This window comes from Mesorhizobium sp. GW821-FHT04C10 (assembly GCF_059420305.1).
Map to the genome: position 1 here is coordinate 397417 of NZ_JBWKTL010000002.1, position 17390 is coordinate 414806.

Here is a 17390-nt window from a genome sequence, read left to right on the forward strand (position 1 = left end):
CACTAACGTTTGTTTTGCTGGTTTTGAGGGGTGGTGTTGTGGATCGCCTCGACATCCAGTCCGGCGACACCGATCAGGCCATCAGTCTTGAAGTTCTGAAGAATCATCAGGGAATTGGAGTCCTTGATCCCCTCCACCGTCGCGAGTTCGATCAAGATAAAATCGTAGAGGTCACGCAGCGTCTCGAAGCAGGCCTTTATGATGAGGTCGTAAGGGCCGGTCGTGACGGCGACGCTGTCCACGAAGGGATACTTCTGCAGAACGGCGGCGACCTTGGTTATCGCGTCGCGCTCGACATCGATGCCGATGAACGCTGATGCTTCATATCCGAGGTCCACTGGATCCGCGGCCGCCCGGATACGAACCCTGCCATCCTCAGTGAGTTGGCCAAGCTTCTTGCGCACGGTTGGCTCGCTGATGCCGAGCTTCCGCGCCATCTCCGCGGTCGGCATCCTGCCGTCCTCTTGCAAGAGCCGAACAATGAGCTTTTCCGTATGATCTAGCTGTCGCGACTTCACGTCGTGGCTCCGCTCATAATTTTGGTAAGCTGATATTGCATATCACATAAAAAATAGCAATCCGATTTTTCGGATATGAGAATTATCTATCATAAAAAATTGCCTAATAGCGAATATCTGGAGTGGTCCTCTGGCGACCGAGGCCGGGCAGATTCTGCTTGTGATTAGGAAGGACGATGGACGCCATGCTCGGAAAACGGCACAATCAAGCACCATGGGGACGGTGCGTTTTCGCCTGCATTACAGCCGCCGAGCACCGTGGTTTTTTCGAAAACCATTGAACGCCCCAGAATCGATTACGAGATCGAGCAAGGCCGTCACACCGGCAAGCGTTCTGCTGGCGGTCTTATCAAGGCGGGCTGACTTTTCTCGCGTGTCTTGGGTAAGAAAAAGTCGCGGCAAATCACGTGTGAGCTAGTCCACGCATAAGTTGCGGGAGCATAACTGATTTAGACTGCCGGGCTTTGGGTTGCCGCACCCTTAGGATTCGTGGGCACTTGTCTGATCCATAGGATTGTAGCGGCAAGAGTAACGACGGCCAGATAGTTCCTGGCTGTTTTCTCGAAACGAGTTGCGGCGCGTCGGAACTGTTTGAGTTCTAATAGGCAACACTCGATCAGGTGACCTGGCGTAGCCCAATAGCGGATCGCCAGGAGCGTAACTAGACCGGGATGGTCTTCAAGCCGGCAAGGCATGTCTCGCGAAAAGGGAGGCCATTTCGCGCTTAGCGCCGACGACCAACAGGGCGATCAGACGGGTCAGCAGCGCCGTGCGCTACCTGTCAGGCTGCATGTTCGCCGACCGCGCCAGCGCTATCTCGACCGGCAATTCCTATATACGCGAGATCGTCGCCTTGTGCGGCAAGCACCATGTTGAGGTCATCGTTGGCTTCCTTGAGGCGAGTGGGGACAAGCTCTGCAATTCGGCCGCTGTCGTGGTGCATCCGGCGTGATCGGCGTACACCGCAAGCGCCACCTCCCGTTCCTCGGCGCCGACCGTTTCGTCGACGAGCCGCCAGGCTCCGAATTGTCGCTGTTCGAAACACGCGTGGGCAAGGTCGGCGTGGCAATCCGCTACGAGATCCGCTTTCCCGAAATCATGGGCTCGCTCGCGCTGGCGGGGGCAAACTTCGCTGCCTTGCCGAGCAACTGGCCAGTCCAGTCGGCGATCTTGGCAGAGCAGTTTACGCGGGTCCGCGCGACGAAGAATTTCATCTACCCCCTCGTTGCCAACCGGGCCGACGCCGAGGGCGACGCCACCTTCCTCGGCCACAGCCAGATTGTCGATCCGCTCGGCACCGTAATAGGCAATTCCGGACGTTCGAAAGGCGTCATGGTTGCCGTTGTCCACGTCGAGCGCGCGCAACAAGACGATTACCGTCTAGGCGGGAGATTCGAGGTTTCGCCCTTGAAGGACCGCCGCCCGGCAACCTACCGGATTTCGTAGAGCGCGTTCACAATAGTTCTCCCTGCCCATTCCTGGCGTCAAGGCGCCGGCCGTCTCCATTTCGCTGAAGAAACCGACGCGCATTTCCACGCGCATCCTCGACAAGCGCGATTTAGTCTTCGTGAAGATCGTGGAAAAGGCTGCCGCCCCACGCCGGTTATCAAGGCAGGTGGTTCAACGTAAACACGTGCACCACCATCCCCGTCGTCACTTCTGTGGGCTTAGATCCATCGAGAACCACTTTTCGGAGATTTTGGCCAACGTGCCGTCGGCGCGCATTGCCCCGACTGCCTTATCGAGTATTGCCTTGAGCTCAGGCTCCTGCTTGCGGATGCCAAGGCAGACATTGGTGGCCATGATGCCGCCCGTCAGCAGAGGACCGCTCGCCTTCAACGCGCCGTTGCTACCCTTGGCGCGATCATTGACGAACACGACATTGTCGAATTGGCCGTCGATGCGGCCGCCCTCGAGGTCGAGATGGCTTTGTTCGGCTGACTTGTAGGTCCGGACTTCGACAGCGCCGGCAAAGTTCTCCTCGACGAACTGCAACTGGCTCGTGGACAGGGAGGCGCCAAGCGTCTTGCCCTTCAGCGCTTCCTTGAGATCGGCCACGGCCTTCTGGCCTTCCGGCGTATTGGTCGACAATCTCTCTCCCGTGTGCGGCAGGTTGGCGAGCGGGCCATCGGCGGGTACGAGGAAGGTGTTAGGCGTGATGACGTAGGGGTCGGAGAAGTCGATGACTTTGCGGCGCTCGGGGTTAGGCCCCATGGTCAGAACCACATCGAACTTTCCGGCCAGCAGCGACGGGATCTGGCTGTCCCAATCCTGCACGACGATCTTGCAATCGAGCGCGGCGCGGTTGCAGACTTCCTTCATGACGTCGAGATCGAGCCCTTCGACCTCGCCGCTGGCGTTTACGGAGTTGAAGGGCGGGAAGGCACCTTCGACGCCGACGGTAACCGATTTCCAGTCCTTTGCCGTGGCGATGGCGCCCATCAGAGGCAATGCAATGATGGCAAGCGCGGCTGCCAGCGATGATCTTGAGGCCATTGTTTTCTCTTTTTCGTTCCCAGGTTGAAGTCGGACCCCGGTCGCCTGGAGAGGAACACCGGGAATCTCAACGCCAACCTTGATATGCCTTTCAACGTCTGAAAAGCTGAATCATGTTCACGTATGTGAACGTGATTCAGCTTTTTGATATTCGCTCGTCAGGCTCATCCGGCTTTGGCATGGCGCACGACATCAGCATGGGTGGCGAACCAGACCTTGCCGCGGCTGCGCATGTGAGCGATCATCGCCTCGATGATCCAGATTCGCGAGCGATGGCCGATGATGTCGGGATGCATAGTCAGCTGGAAGATGCCGCCCTCGTCAAAGGCGGCGTCGAACTCGGCGATGAAGATTTTCAAGATGTCATGCGGCGCGATCTGCGGCCGCAGCCCACCCCAACGATCCATCACCAGATAGGCGGCATCGTCACGGATCCATTCCACCGGCAATTCGATGACACCGCTCGGCTTGCCGTCCAGCAGAAGCTCATAGCAATCGACATCGGCCATTAGCGACGAGTCGTAGAGCAGTCCCATCTCGGCGGTGATGCGCAAGGTGTTATCGCTGAAATCCCATGAGGGGGTGCGAATGCCGACAGGACGCACGCCGGTGATCTGTTCCAGCGTGTCGGCGGCACGCAATTGCAAGTCACGCTCCGTCTGCGCATCCAGCAAGGTGTTGCGCTCGTGAATCCAGCCATGCAGCCCGATCTCGTGACCGCTGGCGACGAGGTCTCGCTGCTCATCTGGATAATGGATCGCCGACACCGCAGGGACAAAGAATGTCGCCGGAATGCTTTCGCGTGCCAGCAGGCTACGGATGCGCGGGATGCCTTGCCTAGGGCCGAATTGGCCTTGTGACAGAGCCGAGATCGAGCGGCCGCCATCGCGCAGCTCGAAGGTGTCGTGGTCGGAATCGAACGACAGCGCCACGGCGCAGGCGCCGCCCTGCGGCCAGCTTTCGGGTTTGAGGCCCCGCCCGGCACGGGCGCGGTTCATGATCGTCTGCAACCGTTCTTCCGGCCAAGTCCAGGCCGGGACCGGTGTTTCGTTCATGCTGCTCACAGGCTTGGTCCTCCGCTGACGGACAAGGTCTGGCCGGCAATCCAGCTGGCCAGGGGCGAAGCCAGGAACAGCACGGCGTTGGAAATATCCTCGGGCAATCCGATCCGCCGAAGCGGGATTGAATTGATCATCGCCTGCTGTCCCTCTTCGCCGTAGGACGCCCATTGCCGCTCGTAGTCGGGGCTGGTGCGCAGGAAGCCAGGGGCAACCGCATTGACGTTGATCCCGAACGGGCCGAGTTCATGAGCCAGTTGCCGTGTCAGGCTGATCAGGGCCGCCTTGGCGCTGGCATAGGCCTGGATGCCGGTGAGGCTGACGCCTAGGCCCGCACCGCTCGATATGTGGACGATCTTGCCGTTGCGCCTGCGCTTCATGGCCGGAACCACCGCTTTTGCGGCAAGAAAGGCACCGCGGACGTTGACGTCGTAGATACGATCCCAGTCACGCGCGGGCACCTCTTCGACGGGCTTGCGGGCCTGGCCGAGGACGCCGCCGGCGACATGCACGAAGATATCGAAGCCATGGTCTCCGGCGTGCCGGGCAACCACGGCCGCGATATCGGCCTCGTCGGTGACATCCATGCGTTCGCCGGCAAGAGAGCCGCCACGCGCCGGCCTTGCCTCGTCTAGCAGCGGCTTCAGCGCCTCTTCATTGATGTCCGTGGCAAGCACGGCCGCGCCGTTGGCGGCAAAGCTTTCACAGATCGAACGCCCGATGCCGCGGGCGGCACCGGTTACCAGTACGCGCTGTCCCTCGAAATGAATGTCCATTTTATTGATCTTTCGTCGTCGTTTCCTTGTAGCCGAGCCGATAGCTGAGCTCGGCCGCGTTCCTGATCACTGCCGCGATCATGCGATCGCGGCAGGCGTCGAAGCGGGGCGATATGGTGGCGATGTTGAGCGCCGCGACAACCTCGCCGGTGGCGTCGCGGACAGGTGCCGCCACGCCAGATCCGCCGGTGATGGCCTCCTGGTCGCTGATGGCATAGCCATTGTCGCGCGCCGCCTCGATGATCCTGCGGATCTGCACGCGGTCGATCACAGTGTGGTCGGTGATCTGCACGATGCGCTCGCGCGCCAGATAGGCCGCCACCTTGTCGGCTCGCCAATGCGACAGAAGCACCCGCCCCATCGCGGTGCAGAAGGCGGGATCGGAGCCGGTCAAGTCGGAATCGAAGCGGATCGCGCGGTGGCTGACGCTCTTGGCCAAAAGCTTGACGCGCCCATCCTTGCGGCGCGCGCCGAGAAAGACGGTCTCGCCCTCGGTCTCGCGCAACGCATCCATGAGTGGCTGGGCGGTGGCGATCAACTGCGCCTCGTTGCCGCTCGACCAGCCTGGCCCGTTTCGGAAGGCATCATGGATGCGGTAGGCGTCCGCCTCGTCGCGCAGGACGTAGGCGCGCGACACCAGCGTGGCCAGGAGATTGAAGGTGCTGCTCTTGGGATAGCCAAGCTCGGCAACGATCGTCTTCAGCGACAACGCCTTTGAGGAGCGCGCCAGAAGCTCGAGGATTTCCAGAACCCGCACCGCGGACTTGACGTCGGAATCACCATTTTTGTTCATATATGTGAACCATATTCCTATTGAAGAATACAAGGGGAGCCATACCATGCTCGGGAGACGTTGAAAAGGAGCAGTTTCAAGAATGCAGTCACAACACAAGACGGCCATTGTCACCGGCGCGGCGCGCGGGATCGGCAAGGCCTGCGCGCTGGATCTGGCTCGCTCGGGCTACAACATCGCTTTGGTCGACCTGCTCGAAAACGAACTGGAAACGACGGCCGGCGAGATCGCGGCACTGGGCGTCGAGGCCGCGACCTTCGTCGCCGATGTGGCCAGCCATCAGCGGGCCGGCGAAGTCGTCAGCCAGACGATTGCCCGCTTCGGACGCGTCGACTTCCTGCTCAACAATGCCGGCAAATCCGCGCCACAGGGAATTCTCGACATCTCCGTAGACGAGTTCGATCGGGCGATCGCCATCAACCTGAAAAGCTGTTTCAACTATATCCAGCACATCGCGCCGCACATGCTGGAACAGGGCGGCGGACGCATCGTCTCGATGTCGTCGTTGAACGCGCTTTCAGGCGGCGTCACCGCCGCGGTCAGTCGCTTCGCCTATGCCGCCGCCAAGGCGGGCATCCTCGGTATGACCCGGGCACTCGCGAAGGAACTCGGGCCGAACATCGCCATCAACGCGATCTGCCCCGGCGTCATCCGCACCGAGATCGATACCGACGTGACCGACCGCGCCGACGAAGTCATCAAGGGTATCGCGCTTGGACGGCTTGGATGCGCCGATGACGTGGCGCGCCTGGTGACGTTCCTGGCGACGTCGCAGCCCTGTTTCATGACCGGGCAGGCGCTCACTGTTGACGGTTTCCAGTTCAACGTATGAGGTCGGGCCGGTCATGGACCGAGTGACGGGATAGCGGCACATGGATTTTCTGGATCTGGTCGGCTTCGGGCCTGAGGGGTGGGGCAAGGCCCTGCTTCTTGCCGCGCTGGTCACGGTCTTGGTGGCGATGGCGGGCTTTGTGCTCGGCATCGTCATCGGTGGCCTGATCGCATGGGCAAAGCTTGCCGGCGGCACGGCCGCTCGCATCCTTGCCGATGTCTACACGACAGTGTTGCGCGGCGTTCCCGATCTCCTGGTCATCTATCTGTTCTATTTCGGCGGAAGCCTGCTTTTGTCGGCGCTTTTCCGGCTTTGGAGTGACGGCGGTTTTGTCGGCATCCCGCCTTTCATCGCGGGCGCCGCGGCCATTGGCGTCGTCTCCGGCGCCTATCAGGCTGAAGTGTTCCGCGGCGCCTTTCGCAGTCTTTCGACAGGCGAACTCGAAGCCGGCAAGGCGATTGGCATGCATCGCCTGCTTTTGTTCCGTCGCATCATCGCGCCCCAGGTCGCACGTCATGCCATACCCGGCATCGGCAATGTCTGGCAGATGACCTTGAAGGAATCGGCGCTGGTGTCGGTGACCGGGCTGGTGGAGATCCTGCGCCAAGCGCAGGTCGCCGCCGGCTCGACGCGCAAGCCGTTCGAATTCTACCTCATAGCCGCGGCTCTGTTCCTGGTCATTACTTGGCTTTCGCAACGCGTCTTCGACTGGCTCGAAAAACGGGCTTCGCGAAGCATGGTGCGGGAGGCGGTATAGTGGACCTGCTTTTCATCCGTGACAGTTTCGTCGAACTGCTGGCCGGGCTGCCGCTGACGCTGCAATTGACGCTCATCGCCTTTTCCATCGGCGTGGTCTTTGCCATTCTGCTGGCCCTGATACGCATGTCCGGTATCCAGGGCTTGGACTGGGTGGCGCGAACTTACGTCTTCCTGTTTCGCGGCACGCCGCTGCTGGTGCAGATATTCCTGATCTACTACGGCCTTGGGCAATTTCGTTCGACCTTGCAAAGCCTCGGCCTGTGGCAATTCTTCCGCGAGCCGTACTGGTGCGCGATCCTGGCGCTGTCGCTCAACACCGCTGCCTATGGTAGCGAAATCCTGCGCGGCGCGTTGCGATCAGTCCCACCGCGTGAGGTCGAGGCAGCGCGCGCCTGCGGCATGTCCGGGCTGCTGCTCTATCGCCGCATTATCCTGCCCATTGCCTTGCGCCAGGCATTGCCCGCCTATGGCAATGAACTGATCCTGATGGTCAAGGCGACCTCGCTGGCGTCGATCATCACTATGATGGACGTGACCGGCATTGCCGCGCGACTGATCTCCGCCAGCTATCGTCCAGTGGAAGTCTTCATCGCCGCGGGCGCGATCTATCTCGTCATCAATTTTCTCCTGACGCGGCTGGTCGGCCTGCTCGACTGGTGGCTGACGCCGCATCTGCGCGCGCCGCCGGCGTCATCGAACACAATGGAGAAGGTCAATGTCTGACCAGACAGCTCTTTCAGTGCGCAACCTGCGCAAGCGTTTCGGTTCGCTCGAAGTGCTGAAGGATATTTCGTTCGATGCCAAAAAGGGCGAGGTGATCGCGATCCTTGGATCGTCGGGCTCCGGCAAGAGCACGTTGCTGCGTTGTATCAACCTGCTGGAAATGCCGAGCGCCGGCGAAATCGTCGTTGGCGGAGAGGCAGTAAAGCTCAAGCCGCAGCGCGATGGCCTCGCTGTTGTCGATCGCCGACAGGTCGATGCATTGCGCGCGCGCGTCGCCATGGTTTTCCAGAGCTTCAATCTCTGGTCACACATGACCATCCTGGAAAATCTGATCGAAGGGCCGATCCACGTTCAGGGCCGGCCGCGTCGCGAGTGCATCGTTGAGGCGGAGGCGTTGCTGGCAAAGGTTGGTATCGCCGATAAGCGCGACGCTTATCCCGCGCATCTGTCGGGTGGCCAGCAACAGCGCGCGGCAATCGCACGCGCCTTGGCGATGAAGCCCGAACTCATGCTGTTCGACGAGCCGACATCGGCGCTCGATCCTGAGCGGGTAGGCGAAGTCCTTAAGGTGATGCGCGCCTTGGCGGACGAAGGCCGCACCATGGTGATCGTCACCCACGAGATGGCCTTCGCGCGCGATGTCGCAAGCCGGGTGATCTTCCTTCACGAGGGCATGATCGAAGAGGATGGTCCGGCGGGGCATGTGTTCGAGAACCCGAAATCGGCTCGGTTCCAGAGGTTTATCTCCACGAACCGCGACCAGGGCGACTGAAACGTCCGGAATATCGGAACCAGGCCTGCTCCACTTCGACCGGAAGAGAAGACCGCTCCCATGACGACCGACAAGGCTGGTGCCATTTCTGCTTGGCTTGATGGACAGGGGCCCGCCATGCTTGCTCTGCTTGGCGACCTCGTCGACATCGATTCCGGTTCCCATGACAAGGCCGGTGTCGATCGGGTCGGCGCGCGACTTGCCCGGTTTTACGCCGAGCATTCGATCGATATCACGACGATTCCCGTTCGTGATTTCGGCGACATCCTGCGTGCCGAAACTGGCCCTGTCAGCCACGGCTCCGGTCGTCGCAATTATCTTCTAATGGGCCATTGCGACACGGTGTTCGGCAAGGGCGAGGCGGCGCGCCGCCCGTTCAGCACCAGGGATGGCCGGGCCTATGGACCAGGCGTCGCCGACATGAAGGCCGGACTGGTGATGAACGCCTTCGTAATGGCCGCGCTGAAGCGTTTTGCGTCCGAAATTCCCGTTATGGCCCTGATGACTGGCGACGAGGAAATCGGCTCGGCGACAGCACGGCCCTATATCGAGGCGGAAGCGAAATGCGCTGTTGCGGTCTTCAATTCCGAGCCTGGCCGCGTCAGCGGTAACGTCGTCACCGGTCGCAAGGGCGGCTTCAGCTATCGTTTCGACATTGCCGGCAAGGCAGCGCATTCCGGGGTGAATTTCGCTGAAGGCGCGAGCGCCATCGCCGAACTGGCCCACAAGATCAACGCCCTGCATGCGCTGACGCGCATCGAGGATGGCATGACACTGAATGTCGGCATTGTCAGCGGCGGCGTTTCGGTCAACACGATTGCACCAACCGCCCGTGGCGAAGTGGATGTGCGGTTCGTCACCAACGCCCAGCGTGATTGGCTGATAGAAGCCATTGATGCCATCATGGCCAACTCGTTCGTATTGGGGACATGCACGAAGGCTGTCCGCGACAGCGACTTCTTCCCGCTCGTGCCGACACCGCACAGCGAGGAGTTGACCAAGCGTTACCTTGAGGTCGCGAGGAGTATCGGCCTCGATATTGCGGGGGAGTTCACCGGCGGCTGTGCCGATTCCGGTTTCGCCGCAAGTGCCGGCGCGCCGACGATTTGCGGCGTCGGTCCGGTGGGCGGCAAGGCGCATACGGCGGAAGAGTATATCGAAATCGGCACCCTTGCACAGCGGGCACGGGTAGCGGCGCTTACCATTTGCGCCATGGCCGGATAGGGTAGGAGCCGAGCGCTGCTGCGCCCAGGCAGCGGCCTTTGGCACGCATATCGAGGTTCTGGAAATCGATGAAATGGGCGGCCTGCGGCGAGAGGTGACCGAGGACGAAGTCTCGGCCTGTCTCGCGGAAATCGGGGGCGGATCTCGATGTTCAGCCGGATTGCGATCCGAAAGAGCTGGCGCGGGCGGCAAGGACTGCCGTCGCTCTGCGCAAACTCGTCCGGACGCGGTCTATCGGCTCCCCCTGCGTACTATTGTGAATCCGTGCCCGGGCACGAATACAAAGACATCATCACCTCTGTGATCGTCCGCTGCTCGATGTTGACGGCCTACGGCGTCAGGATGATCCGCGAAGCGCTAGTCGATCCGGCTGAGTTCAGGGCTCATCTATTTCGCCAGCCGGTTCGCGCCCGACCATCCCTCGTTCAATTGCGACGATCCTGACTAAGTCGGACTTGTCACCGCCCCTGGATCTTGACCCGGCCGTCATCCTGGCAAGCTACCCCGCAGCATAGCGGTCGCACCTTTCGATCTCAACCGCTCGATCCTTCGATCTCGTAGCGATCGGTTTCAAACCAAGTCCTCGTGCTGCCGTCGGGGTGCGTCACCCTGATCCAGTCGCCGATATCAGGCTCCTCGCCGAACGGGATCGCTACTGGCCCCCACGTCTTCGCAGCCGCGACAACGTCATCGGCCTGAACCTGCGCGCGCTCTACGGCTTTACCGTCGCGTATCAACTCGACGGTAAAAAGCATCGGCCGACCTTCCTCCGACGGTAACAATATCCCCAACCACCTTGAAAGGAAAATTCGTGGCTGTTTCCCCTAAAAAGGAATCGCTCGCACGCGTGATTGCGCATGAGGGCGACTATTCGAACCATCCAAACGACCTGGCGGGCCAACGATGAAAGGCGTCACCACCGGTTCGGTGAGGAGATCACCATCGACGAATTTAATGCGGTCTATGATCGGCAGTATTGGGACGCGGTTCGGGGCGATGATCTGCCGGATGGCGTCGATTACGTTGTGTTCGATGGTGCAGTGAACCTCGGCCCCGGCATTTGACGGCGTCCTCGGCATGGGCACCCTAGCCGCGCTGAAGGCCGATAAGAACAACGACGCGTTGATTGATCGCATCTGCAACGCGCGGATGGCCTTCCTGAAGCACCTCGGCACGTTCCCGACTTTCGGCAGAGGCTGGACGGCTCGCATTGCTGAAGTCCGCGAAATCGGTCAGGCATGGATTGCCGGTCGGGTGCCGCAGGCGGCCAACGTCTTCGATGGCGGCTAAGCGAAGGCCTTTGTCGAGGATGCGAACGCGGCACCGTGCACTGCGCCGGCTGACGCAGCCGTGGGGCCGCGAGGGGGTTTGGTGCCCGGGGATCACAGGCACCGCTCCGGCGGCTCCAGCGTCCCTGGTGACGGCATATTGAGGCGACATCTGGCGGGGTGCTGCGCGGCGGGTGACGGAGTCTCCTATGAGGCTGGGGTCAGCCGCTTGGCGGATAAATACATTAATGCCGAAGCTCCACGAGTTCGGTTCCAGCCGGCTGCTTCGGCGCGGCGTATGAGTTCGTCGATATGGGACGCCAAGGCTTCCTGACAGTCGGCGTCATACGGAGCTGCATTTACCTCGTGGACGGGGGATCTAATTCCACTTTCTTTTGCCATCGCGTGCTCTTGGAGGTGTAGGGTGAGGATGTTCATCCAAGGCGTGCCGCAGCGAACCAATGCCGGCTCCTTGGACAATTCGACAGTAGGCGGCCGTCTTCTTTGGCGGCCGCCGTACGTGGTTCTAGACATGGCTCGGAGTGCATGGCTGAAGGATCTACGGCCGGCATCGTCCTCATGAGACTGTGCTGGAAACCTCCCTTACGGCCTCTCTTCTGGCTGGTCTGACGCCGGCCGCGCCTTGGCCTGCAACGGCTTCGCCGATCTTCTTCCCCTGTGGCTGTGCCGCATTCCTCGCGAGGCAACAAGCTCGGCTGCCGCCGTCCTCCGCTGACGCTGCGGCCCTGAAGGATGCAGCCGGCCCGGCCGTCGTCTCACGACCGCTATCGAGGCCGCACAGGGCGGCTCCGAGCAAACAGTCAGGAGAACGACAATGGCTACCATCGGCACTTTCCAGCAGTCGGACAACAACGAGTTCAGCGGCGAGATCGTCACCCTCTCCCTTCAGGCCAAGAAGGTCCGTATCGTTCCCGATACGCGCTCCAGTGGCGAAAACGCTCCCAGCCACCGGGTCTTCGTCGGTCGCATCGAAATCGGCGCCGCCTGGTCCAAGCAGTCCAATGAAGGCCGCAACTATCTGGGTCTCAAGCTCGACGATCCGAGCTTCACCGCTCCGATCTACGCCAACTTGGTCGAGGATGAGGACGGCCAGAGCTATAGCCTCATCTGGTCCCGTCCAAGCCGCCGCAATGGCGACTGAGCCGACCACGCAAGACGCCCCGCTCGGATTATCCGGGCGGGGTTTTGCCCTTAACTCAGGTGTTCAAACCTGAACCGGCACATAATAGTCCATCGTCGCACCCGGTTCAGTCAGCGGCCTTCGATCATTGTAACACTCGAAATCGGGCTTTCCTGTCGGCGTCAGGCCGGACTCGGGCATAAGATGTCCCCAGACCTGTCGTATGCCCTCGGCGATCCGCAGATGCACGGGGCCACCGTCGAAGGTAAGACGGAACACGGCGTAGGTAGCAGGTTCGATGGCGAGCCGCTCAAATCCTTCTGGCAGGGCTGCATTATCATCCACCTCGACGCCAGCCATATAGCTGAGTGTGCGTTCTTCGCGATCGATGCCGGAGGCCACGCCGTAGGTTGTCCAGCTTTTGACCTGACCCTTGATGGGCAGGGCCCCCATTAATCGGGACCAGAGCTGCGGAATCCCGTCCTTGTTCGTCTCGTCGAAACGCCTTGCTGGGCCGGCGACGATAAAGCGATCGCGTGTGGTGAGCTCCGGTAAACGTTCGATGACGGTGCTGATCTCTGCCGTAGCGGTCATAGGATATTGTCCTTCCATGGGTTCCACGGCAAAGCCCGTACGAAAACGGGCGGGGGTCGTGCCGAACATGCGTTTGAAAGCGCGCGTGAAAGCTTCCTGCGAGTCGAACCCGCAGTCGAATGCCAGATCGATGAGCCGAAGATCGGGTTCAGCGAGCAGGCGTCTGGCCCCTCTCACCAGCCGCCTGCCGCGGACATACTCGATGACCGTGCGCCGCGTGTGGGCAAGGAACATCCGAGAAAAGTAATACGGCGAGTATCCCGCCTTCTCTGCGATAACGTCTAGAGTCAGATCGTCCTCAAGGTGATCTTCTATCCAGGCGATGATCTCTTTGACGGTGTTCGAGGGTCCAGTCTCCATGCCCATTACTATCAACAAATAAGCGCCTGCCGTCTTGACCGATCTTGCGGTCAATCCCGTAGGCGGCTCCCGAAAATCCTCTCCCGTCGCAGCTCAGAAACGCTGCTTGACCGACGTCTCCTCATGTGAGGCCGCGATGGGCGCGGTCCGATAAAACAGAAGGAACCACACAATGGCTACGATCGGCACTTTCTCGCGCACCGCAAACGGCTTTTCCGGCTCGGTCAAAACCCTCAACCTCAACGTCAAGACGGTGACGTTCGCCCCGACCGAAGGCGACAACGACAAGGGTCCGGACTTCCGCGTCTTCGCCGGCGCCACCGAGTTCGGAGCAGCCTGGAAGAAGACCTCTCGCGAGGGCCGGGACTACCACTCGGTCAAACTTGACGATCCGAGCTTCCCCGCTCCGATCTATGCGAGCCTTGTCGAGACCGAGACCGAAGGCGACTTCTCGCTCATTTGGTCGCGTCGCACTGTGGAGTGATCCGGCAAAAACACCGAGCCCCGCTGCAAGGCGGGGCTTGTTCACGTTCAGGTCCGCTGGTGCCTGACCTTTGCCAAGTGTGGCAAGTTACGCTTTGGTCGATGCTTTGCGCGGTTTCTTCACCGGCGACTTGATTGATGGTGTGGCCGTCGTCGCAGCTGCCGCGCGAACAGCTCGTTTCGCTCTTTCCGTGGCTATGGGCGCGGCCGCCTTGCGCCCGAGCCCTATTGATTTCGCCAGGGCCGAACGGGTGGCCGCGTAGTTCGGCGCGACCATCGGATAGTCAGCGGGCAGGTTCCACTTCTGGCGGTATTCCTCGGGGCTCATATTGTAGTGAACCCCAATATGCCGCTTGAGGGCTTTGAACTTCTTCCCGTCCTCCAGGCAGATGATGAAATCTGGCGTCACCGACTTCTTGATCGATACTGCCGGTTCCTGCTTGACCACAGGGTCCGTCGCCGGCGTTCCGAGCCCTTGCAGAGCGGCATGGACATCCCCGATCAGTTTTGGCAATTCGCCGACCGGCAGTGGATTGTTCGAGACATAGGCAGCGACAATGTCGGCCGCTATCGACACGGTATCCGGTTGGCTGAGCTGTTCGGGTGCAGTGGGCATATGGCTGTCCTCTTACTTTATCTGACGGATTTAACGAGTTTGAATTCCCCATGCCACCGACGATAAATAGTACTTTTCTTTGTAAAAGCCATATCTCCTGGCCAACATTAGAAGAGCAAGCTTCGCTTTCATCGTTGTGATCGACTTCGGATAACCTTGCCGATCGATTGGGAAGCGAGGGACTTCCCCTCGCTTCCCCGCCATTGCCGCCTGTGCAGAGCAGGGCCGCCGGCTCGCAAAGCGGCCGACTGCAACAACAGTGGTCAACGATCTCCATTCGCTTCGCTCGGCCGCGCAACCCGGCTCTGCGCACCGGCATCGGCCCCCATCACTCCCGCGCGCTCTCGCGCCCCCGGAAGGCATGCCGGGGGACATGCCTTCGGCATTGATGAAAAGGAGTGAGCACAATGAACATGACCACCATCATCAACAGCGTGAGCAACAACCAGCAGCAGGCGGCGTCCAGTGGCTTTCGCGTGGATATCTCGCGCGGCGAACGGATCGGGCGGGTTTCCTCGGAATGGTTTTCGCGCCCCGATGACGAGCGCTATTTGAGCCTGACCGGGCTTTACGATGCCGTGAAGCAGCGGGCGGACCGCGCCACTGCCCGGACTGTCGAAAGCCGTGCCGTGCGCGTCGAGGCCAGCCGTGACAATGCAGACCGGCTTTCGCTTATCGTCCCCGGACAGGAGCAGCCAATCGCGCCGACGCATTGGAGTTTCGGTCAGCTTTGCAGTCTGGTCAGCGCGCCGGCGACCTACATGCGCCAGCTTCCCGCACCACTGGCAGGCATCAATTTGCAGCACGGCCTTTGAGCCATCGGGCGGAACTGGTGAAGACGCTTGAGACGGAAGACGGACGTGTCGAACTTCGTGCGGTGACCGGCCCGGATTATGGCCGCATCTGGGATCACGAGCTCGTCGCCGCCGTCATGAAGATCGCTGGCAATGGCACCGGTGACACCATGTGGAAGGTGCCCGGCGTTCTGGATTGGGCGACCATGACGCACAATCCGTTTGTGGACATCACAAAGGACACCACCACGCTTTACGCCAGCGACCGCGACGTGTTCCTGTTTCTGGTCGACGATACACATCCGATCGAAGCCGGACGGCTTCCAAATGGCGAACCGGATTTGTATTTCCGAGGTTTCTATTGCTGGAATTCGGAAGTCGGATCGAAGACGCTGGGCATTGCGAGCTTCTATCTCCGCGCTGTCTGCATGAATCGCAATCTTTGGGGCGTCGAAGGCTTCGAGGAAATCACGATCCGGCATTCGAAATTCGCAGCACAACGCTTTGCCCATGAGGTGGCGCCGGCACTGACGAACTTCGCGAACTCAAGCCCCGCGCCGTTTGTCGCCGGCATCAAGGCCGCTCGCCAGAAGATCGTTGCGCGCACGGAGGAGGAGCGGCAGGCTTTTCTCCGCAAGCGCGGTTTTTCCAAGAGCGATACGGGCAGGATCATCGAGACCGTTTTGCAGGAGGAGGGCCGTCCACCCGAGAGCATCTTTGATTTCGTGCAAGGGATAACCGCGCATGCCCGGGGCAAAGCGCATCAAGACGCCCGGCTGGACCTGGAAGGCAAGGCGAAGGCCTTGCTGGAAAAGGCGGCATGAGCAAACGAAAGGCCATGCAGCGAATGCTTCGCCGCGTGACCCTTCAGGTCCGCCGCTTCAACGAACCGCCGTACTGTAAAACAACCGCCCGCTAGAAGCCAAGTTGGCGATTTGCGTTGCACACCGCCGTGGCCGCTCGCCGGGCTTCGCCCGGCTCGCAAGGCAACGGCCTGCACGACAGGCAGCAACGGCAAATTAGACGACAATTGTTCAAATCCACAATTCCTCGCGGCACCGCCCCGACCAAGCGAGGCATCGTGCACGCGCACTGCGACGGCCGCGAGTGCGTTCATCCCCAAGCCTCCAAGATTGCCCAGGACAGTGGCCACACCTGGGATGGAATCGCCACGATGCGGAGCCTGGCTTGTGCCATCGATGCCAGTGTAGCCATGCATCTGCCCGCAGCCTCAAGGATCATCGCATGCTGGTCTGGCATGCGTGCTGGTTTCGAAGCCGTCCTGCCGGTCAGTGTCGGCGTATCCACGTCTTTGTTTCTGGCCGGCAATCTTGAAGAAGGCCGCGATCGCTTCGCCAGACTCCGTAAAGAACGCGGTCTTATGGCGACCGCGCGTACCGATACGGCCCCAGTGGCGCATGACCGACATTTCGCCGAAGAGTGTCGGCTGCAGCGCCACGACATAGTAGCGCGCCATGTTTTTGGCGGGATCGACTTTGCGCAAAAAGTGCGGAGCGGGATAATTGTGCATACACGCGATGATCGTGGCGATTGGCAAACCCGTCCAACGCGTATTTTGAATCCATCTCGCGCGACCGATTCATGCCGCTGATGGAACCTCCGCCTCAGTCAGCACTGGCCTTATCGTTGCCGGCCGGAGAGAGCCCTTCGATGAGACGCAGCAAGGAATGCGTCGTTGAGGCCGGCATGTCGAGAATCCGCAGCATTAATTGGAGCTTGTCGTCCGCTTCGCCCTCGCTGTCACCAAACAGATGCGGTGCGGCCGCATAGAGCAATTCGAGAGGCGAAAATCCCAGCACCTCCGCAAGATGGATCAGGCGGGTGACGGTGAGCTTGGAGAATGCGCGCTCGTAACGGGCAAAAATCTGCTCATGAAGCCCGACCATCATCGCGGTCTGAGCTCGGTTCAGGTTGAGATCGTCTCGTTTTTCGCGGATCACGCGGCTGAAGATCTGTTCCATCTCGGAAAAGCTTCGAATGCCTTCGAAGCCTGGCTTGCGATAGACAGGCTTTTCGATTTCATCATCCGTCGTTTGGACAAGGCCATGCTTGTCGATGTAGGCGTGCACGTCCTTGATGGCCATGGAAGTGGCTCGGTCCGATCCTGTTGCCCCATTATATCCATATCAGAATGATACGGATATTTCTCCCCTCAGGCTCAG

General features: G+C 60.5%; 21 protein-coding genes and 1 pseudogene. 12 read left to right on the plus strand and 10 right to left on the minus strand.

What is annotated here, in order from left to right; genetic code table 11:
• Window positions 1-2: 2 nt before the first annotated feature.
• Window positions 3-518, minus strand: a complete 516-nt coding sequence (locus tag AC07UC_RS35405) for an Lrp/AsnC family transcriptional regulator (RefSeq protein WP_494909384.1) — start codon at window positions 516-518, stop codon at window positions 3-5.
• 769 nt (window positions 519-1287) lie between these two features.
• Between AC07UC_RS35405 and AC07UC_RS35410 the strand changes: the two genes are divergently transcribed.
• Both AC07UC_RS35410 and AC07UC_RS35415 read left to right on the plus strand, forming a co-directional pair.
• Window positions 1288-1470 (plus strand): hypothetical protein, encoded by a 183-nt coding sequence (locus tag AC07UC_RS35410; protein ID WP_494909385.1) that lies wholly within the window; start codon window positions 1288-1290, stop codon window positions 1468-1470.
• Complete coding sequence (locus AC07UC_RS35415) at window positions 1467-1964, plus strand: carbon-nitrogen hydrolase family protein (protein ID WP_494909386.1); 498 nt, start codon at window positions 1467-1469, stop codon at window positions 1962-1964. Before AC07UC_RS35410 ends, AC07UC_RS35415 begins: the two co-directional genes overlap by 4 nt.
• Window positions 1965-2171: 207 nt before the next feature.
• Here the strand turns inward: AC07UC_RS35415 and AC07UC_RS35420 are convergent, their stop codons facing one another.
• From AC07UC_RS35420 to AC07UC_RS35435, 4 genes are all read right to left on the minus strand, one after another.
• Window positions 2172-3014, minus strand: coding sequence for a transporter substrate-binding domain-containing protein (locus tag AC07UC_RS35420; protein WP_494909387.1), 843 nt, complete (start codon window positions 3012-3014; stop codon window positions 2172-2174).
• Between the two features lie 164 nt (window positions 3015-3178).
• On the minus strand, window positions 3179-4069 hold the full coding sequence (locus tag AC07UC_RS35425; protein WP_494909487.1) for a polysaccharide deacetylase family protein: 891 nt from the start codon (window positions 4067-4069) through the stop codon (window positions 3179-3181).
• A 5-nt stretch (window positions 4070-4074) separates the two neighbouring features.
• Window positions 4075-4848 carry an SDR family NAD(P)-dependent oxidoreductase gene (locus AC07UC_RS35430; RefSeq protein WP_494909388.1) on the minus strand — a complete coding sequence of 258 codons (774 nt, stop codon included), beginning with the start codon at window positions 4846-4848 and terminating at the stop codon, window positions 4075-4077.
• Between the two features lies 1 nt (window position 4849).
• The gene (locus tag AC07UC_RS35435) at window positions 4850-5641 is read right to left on the minus strand and encodes an IclR family transcriptional regulator (RefSeq protein ID WP_494909389.1); all 792 of its coding nucleotides are present in this window, start codon (window positions 5639-5641) and stop codon (window positions 4850-4852) included.
• An 82-nt stretch (window positions 5642-5723) separates the two neighbouring features.
• On the opposite strand from AC07UC_RS35435, the gene AC07UC_RS35440 reads away from it, so the two are divergent.
• The 5 genes from AC07UC_RS35440 (at window position 5724) to AC07UC_RS35460 (ending at window position 9951) form a co-directional block, all read left to right on the plus strand.
• A complete protein-coding gene (locus AC07UC_RS35440; RefSeq protein ID WP_494909390.1) occupies window positions 5724-6473 on the plus strand; it encodes an SDR family NAD(P)-dependent oxidoreductase in 750 nt (249 codons plus the stop codon).
• Between the two features lie 40 nt (window positions 6474-6513).
• Window positions 6514-7230: an ABC transporter permease gene (locus AC07UC_RS35445; RefSeq protein ID WP_494909391.1), complete on the plus strand. Its 717-nt coding sequence runs from the start codon at window positions 6514-6516 to the stop codon at window positions 7228-7230.
• Complete coding sequence (locus tag AC07UC_RS35450; protein ID WP_494909392.1) at window positions 7230-7955, plus strand: ABC transporter permease; 726 nt, start codon at window positions 7230-7232, stop codon at window positions 7953-7955. The genes AC07UC_RS35445 and AC07UC_RS35450 overlap by 1 nt, the downstream gene beginning before the upstream one ends.
• On the plus strand, window positions 7948-8727 hold the full coding sequence (locus tag AC07UC_RS35455; RefSeq protein WP_494909393.1) for an ABC transporter ATP-binding protein: 780 nt from the start codon (window positions 7948-7950) through the stop codon (window positions 8725-8727). The genes AC07UC_RS35450 and AC07UC_RS35455 overlap by 8 nt, the downstream gene beginning before the upstream one ends.
• A 117-nt stretch (window positions 8728-8844) precedes the next feature.
• Window positions 8845-9951 carry a M20 family metallopeptidase gene (locus AC07UC_RS35460; protein ID WP_494909394.1) on the plus strand — a complete coding sequence of 369 codons (1107 nt, stop codon included), beginning with the start codon at window positions 8845-8847 and terminating at the stop codon, window positions 9949-9951.
• A gap of 533 nt (window positions 9952-10484) precedes the next feature.
• Here AC07UC_RS35460 and AC07UC_RS35465 read toward each other — a convergent pair.
• Window positions 10485-10706, minus strand: a complete 222-nt coding sequence (locus AC07UC_RS35465) for a hypothetical protein (RefSeq protein WP_494909395.1) — start codon at window positions 10704-10706, stop codon at window positions 10485-10487.
• Between the two features lie 102 nt (window positions 10707-10808).
• Here AC07UC_RS35465 and AC07UC_RS35470 point away from each other — a divergent pair, with 102 nt between their 5' ends.
• From AC07UC_RS35470 to AC07UC_RS35480, 3 genes are all read left to right on the plus strand, one after another.
• Entirely contained in the window at window positions 10809-11015 is a 207-nt protein-coding gene (locus tag AC07UC_RS35470; RefSeq protein ID WP_494909396.1) for a glycosyl hydrolase 108 family protein, read from the plus strand.
• A 13-nt stretch (window positions 11016-11028) separates the two neighbouring features.
• Window positions 11029-11241 carry a hypothetical protein gene (locus tag AC07UC_RS35475; protein WP_494909397.1) on the plus strand — a complete coding sequence of 71 codons (213 nt, stop codon included), beginning with the start codon at window positions 11029-11031 and terminating at the stop codon, window positions 11239-11241.
• A gap of 813 nt (window positions 11242-12054) precedes the next feature.
• Window positions 12055-12381, plus strand: coding sequence for a DUF736 domain-containing protein (locus tag AC07UC_RS35480; RefSeq protein WP_494909398.1), 327 nt, complete (start codon window positions 12055-12057; stop codon window positions 12379-12381).
• Window positions 12382-12444: 63 nt separating this feature from the next.
• Here the strand turns inward: AC07UC_RS35480 and AC07UC_RS35485 are convergent, their stop codons facing one another.
• A complete protein-coding gene (locus AC07UC_RS35485) occupies window positions 12445-13368 on the minus strand; it encodes an AraC family transcriptional regulator (protein WP_494909399.1) in 924 nt (307 codons plus the stop codon).
• A gap of 118 nt (window positions 13369-13486) precedes the next feature.
• On the opposite strand from AC07UC_RS35485, the gene AC07UC_RS35490 reads away from it, so the two are divergent.
• Complete coding sequence (locus tag AC07UC_RS35490; RefSeq protein ID WP_494909400.1) at window positions 13487-13798, plus strand: DUF736 domain-containing protein; 312 nt, start codon at window positions 13487-13489, stop codon at window positions 13796-13798.
• A gap of 87 nt (window positions 13799-13885) precedes the next feature.
• Here the strand turns inward: AC07UC_RS35490 and AC07UC_RS35495 are convergent, their stop codons facing one another.
• Window positions 13886-14374 carry a Ros/MucR family transcriptional regulator gene (locus tag AC07UC_RS35495; RefSeq protein WP_494909401.1) on the minus strand — a complete coding sequence of 163 codons (489 nt, stop codon included), beginning with the start codon at window positions 14372-14374 and terminating at the stop codon, window positions 13886-13888.
• A 452-nt stretch (window positions 14375-14826) separates the two neighbouring features.
• On the opposite strand from AC07UC_RS35495, the pseudogene AC07UC_RS35500 reads away from it, so the two are divergent.
• A pseudogene (locus AC07UC_RS35500) lies at window positions 14827-16031 on the plus strand (DUF932 domain-containing protein).
• A gap of 407 nt (window positions 16032-16438) precedes the next feature.
• On the opposite strand, the gene AC07UC_RS35505 reads toward AC07UC_RS35500, so the two are convergent.
• Entirely contained in the window at window positions 16439-16738 is a 300-nt protein-coding gene (locus AC07UC_RS35505; protein WP_494909402.1) for a WGR domain-containing protein, read from the minus strand.
• A 94-nt stretch (window positions 16739-16832) separates the two neighbouring features.
• The gene (locus tag AC07UC_RS35510; RefSeq protein ID WP_494909403.1) at window positions 16833-17312 is read right to left on the minus strand and encodes a helix-turn-helix domain-containing protein; all 480 of its coding nucleotides are present in this window, start codon (window positions 17310-17312) and stop codon (window positions 16833-16835) included.
• Between the last annotated feature and the right edge of the window lie 78 nt (window positions 17313-17390).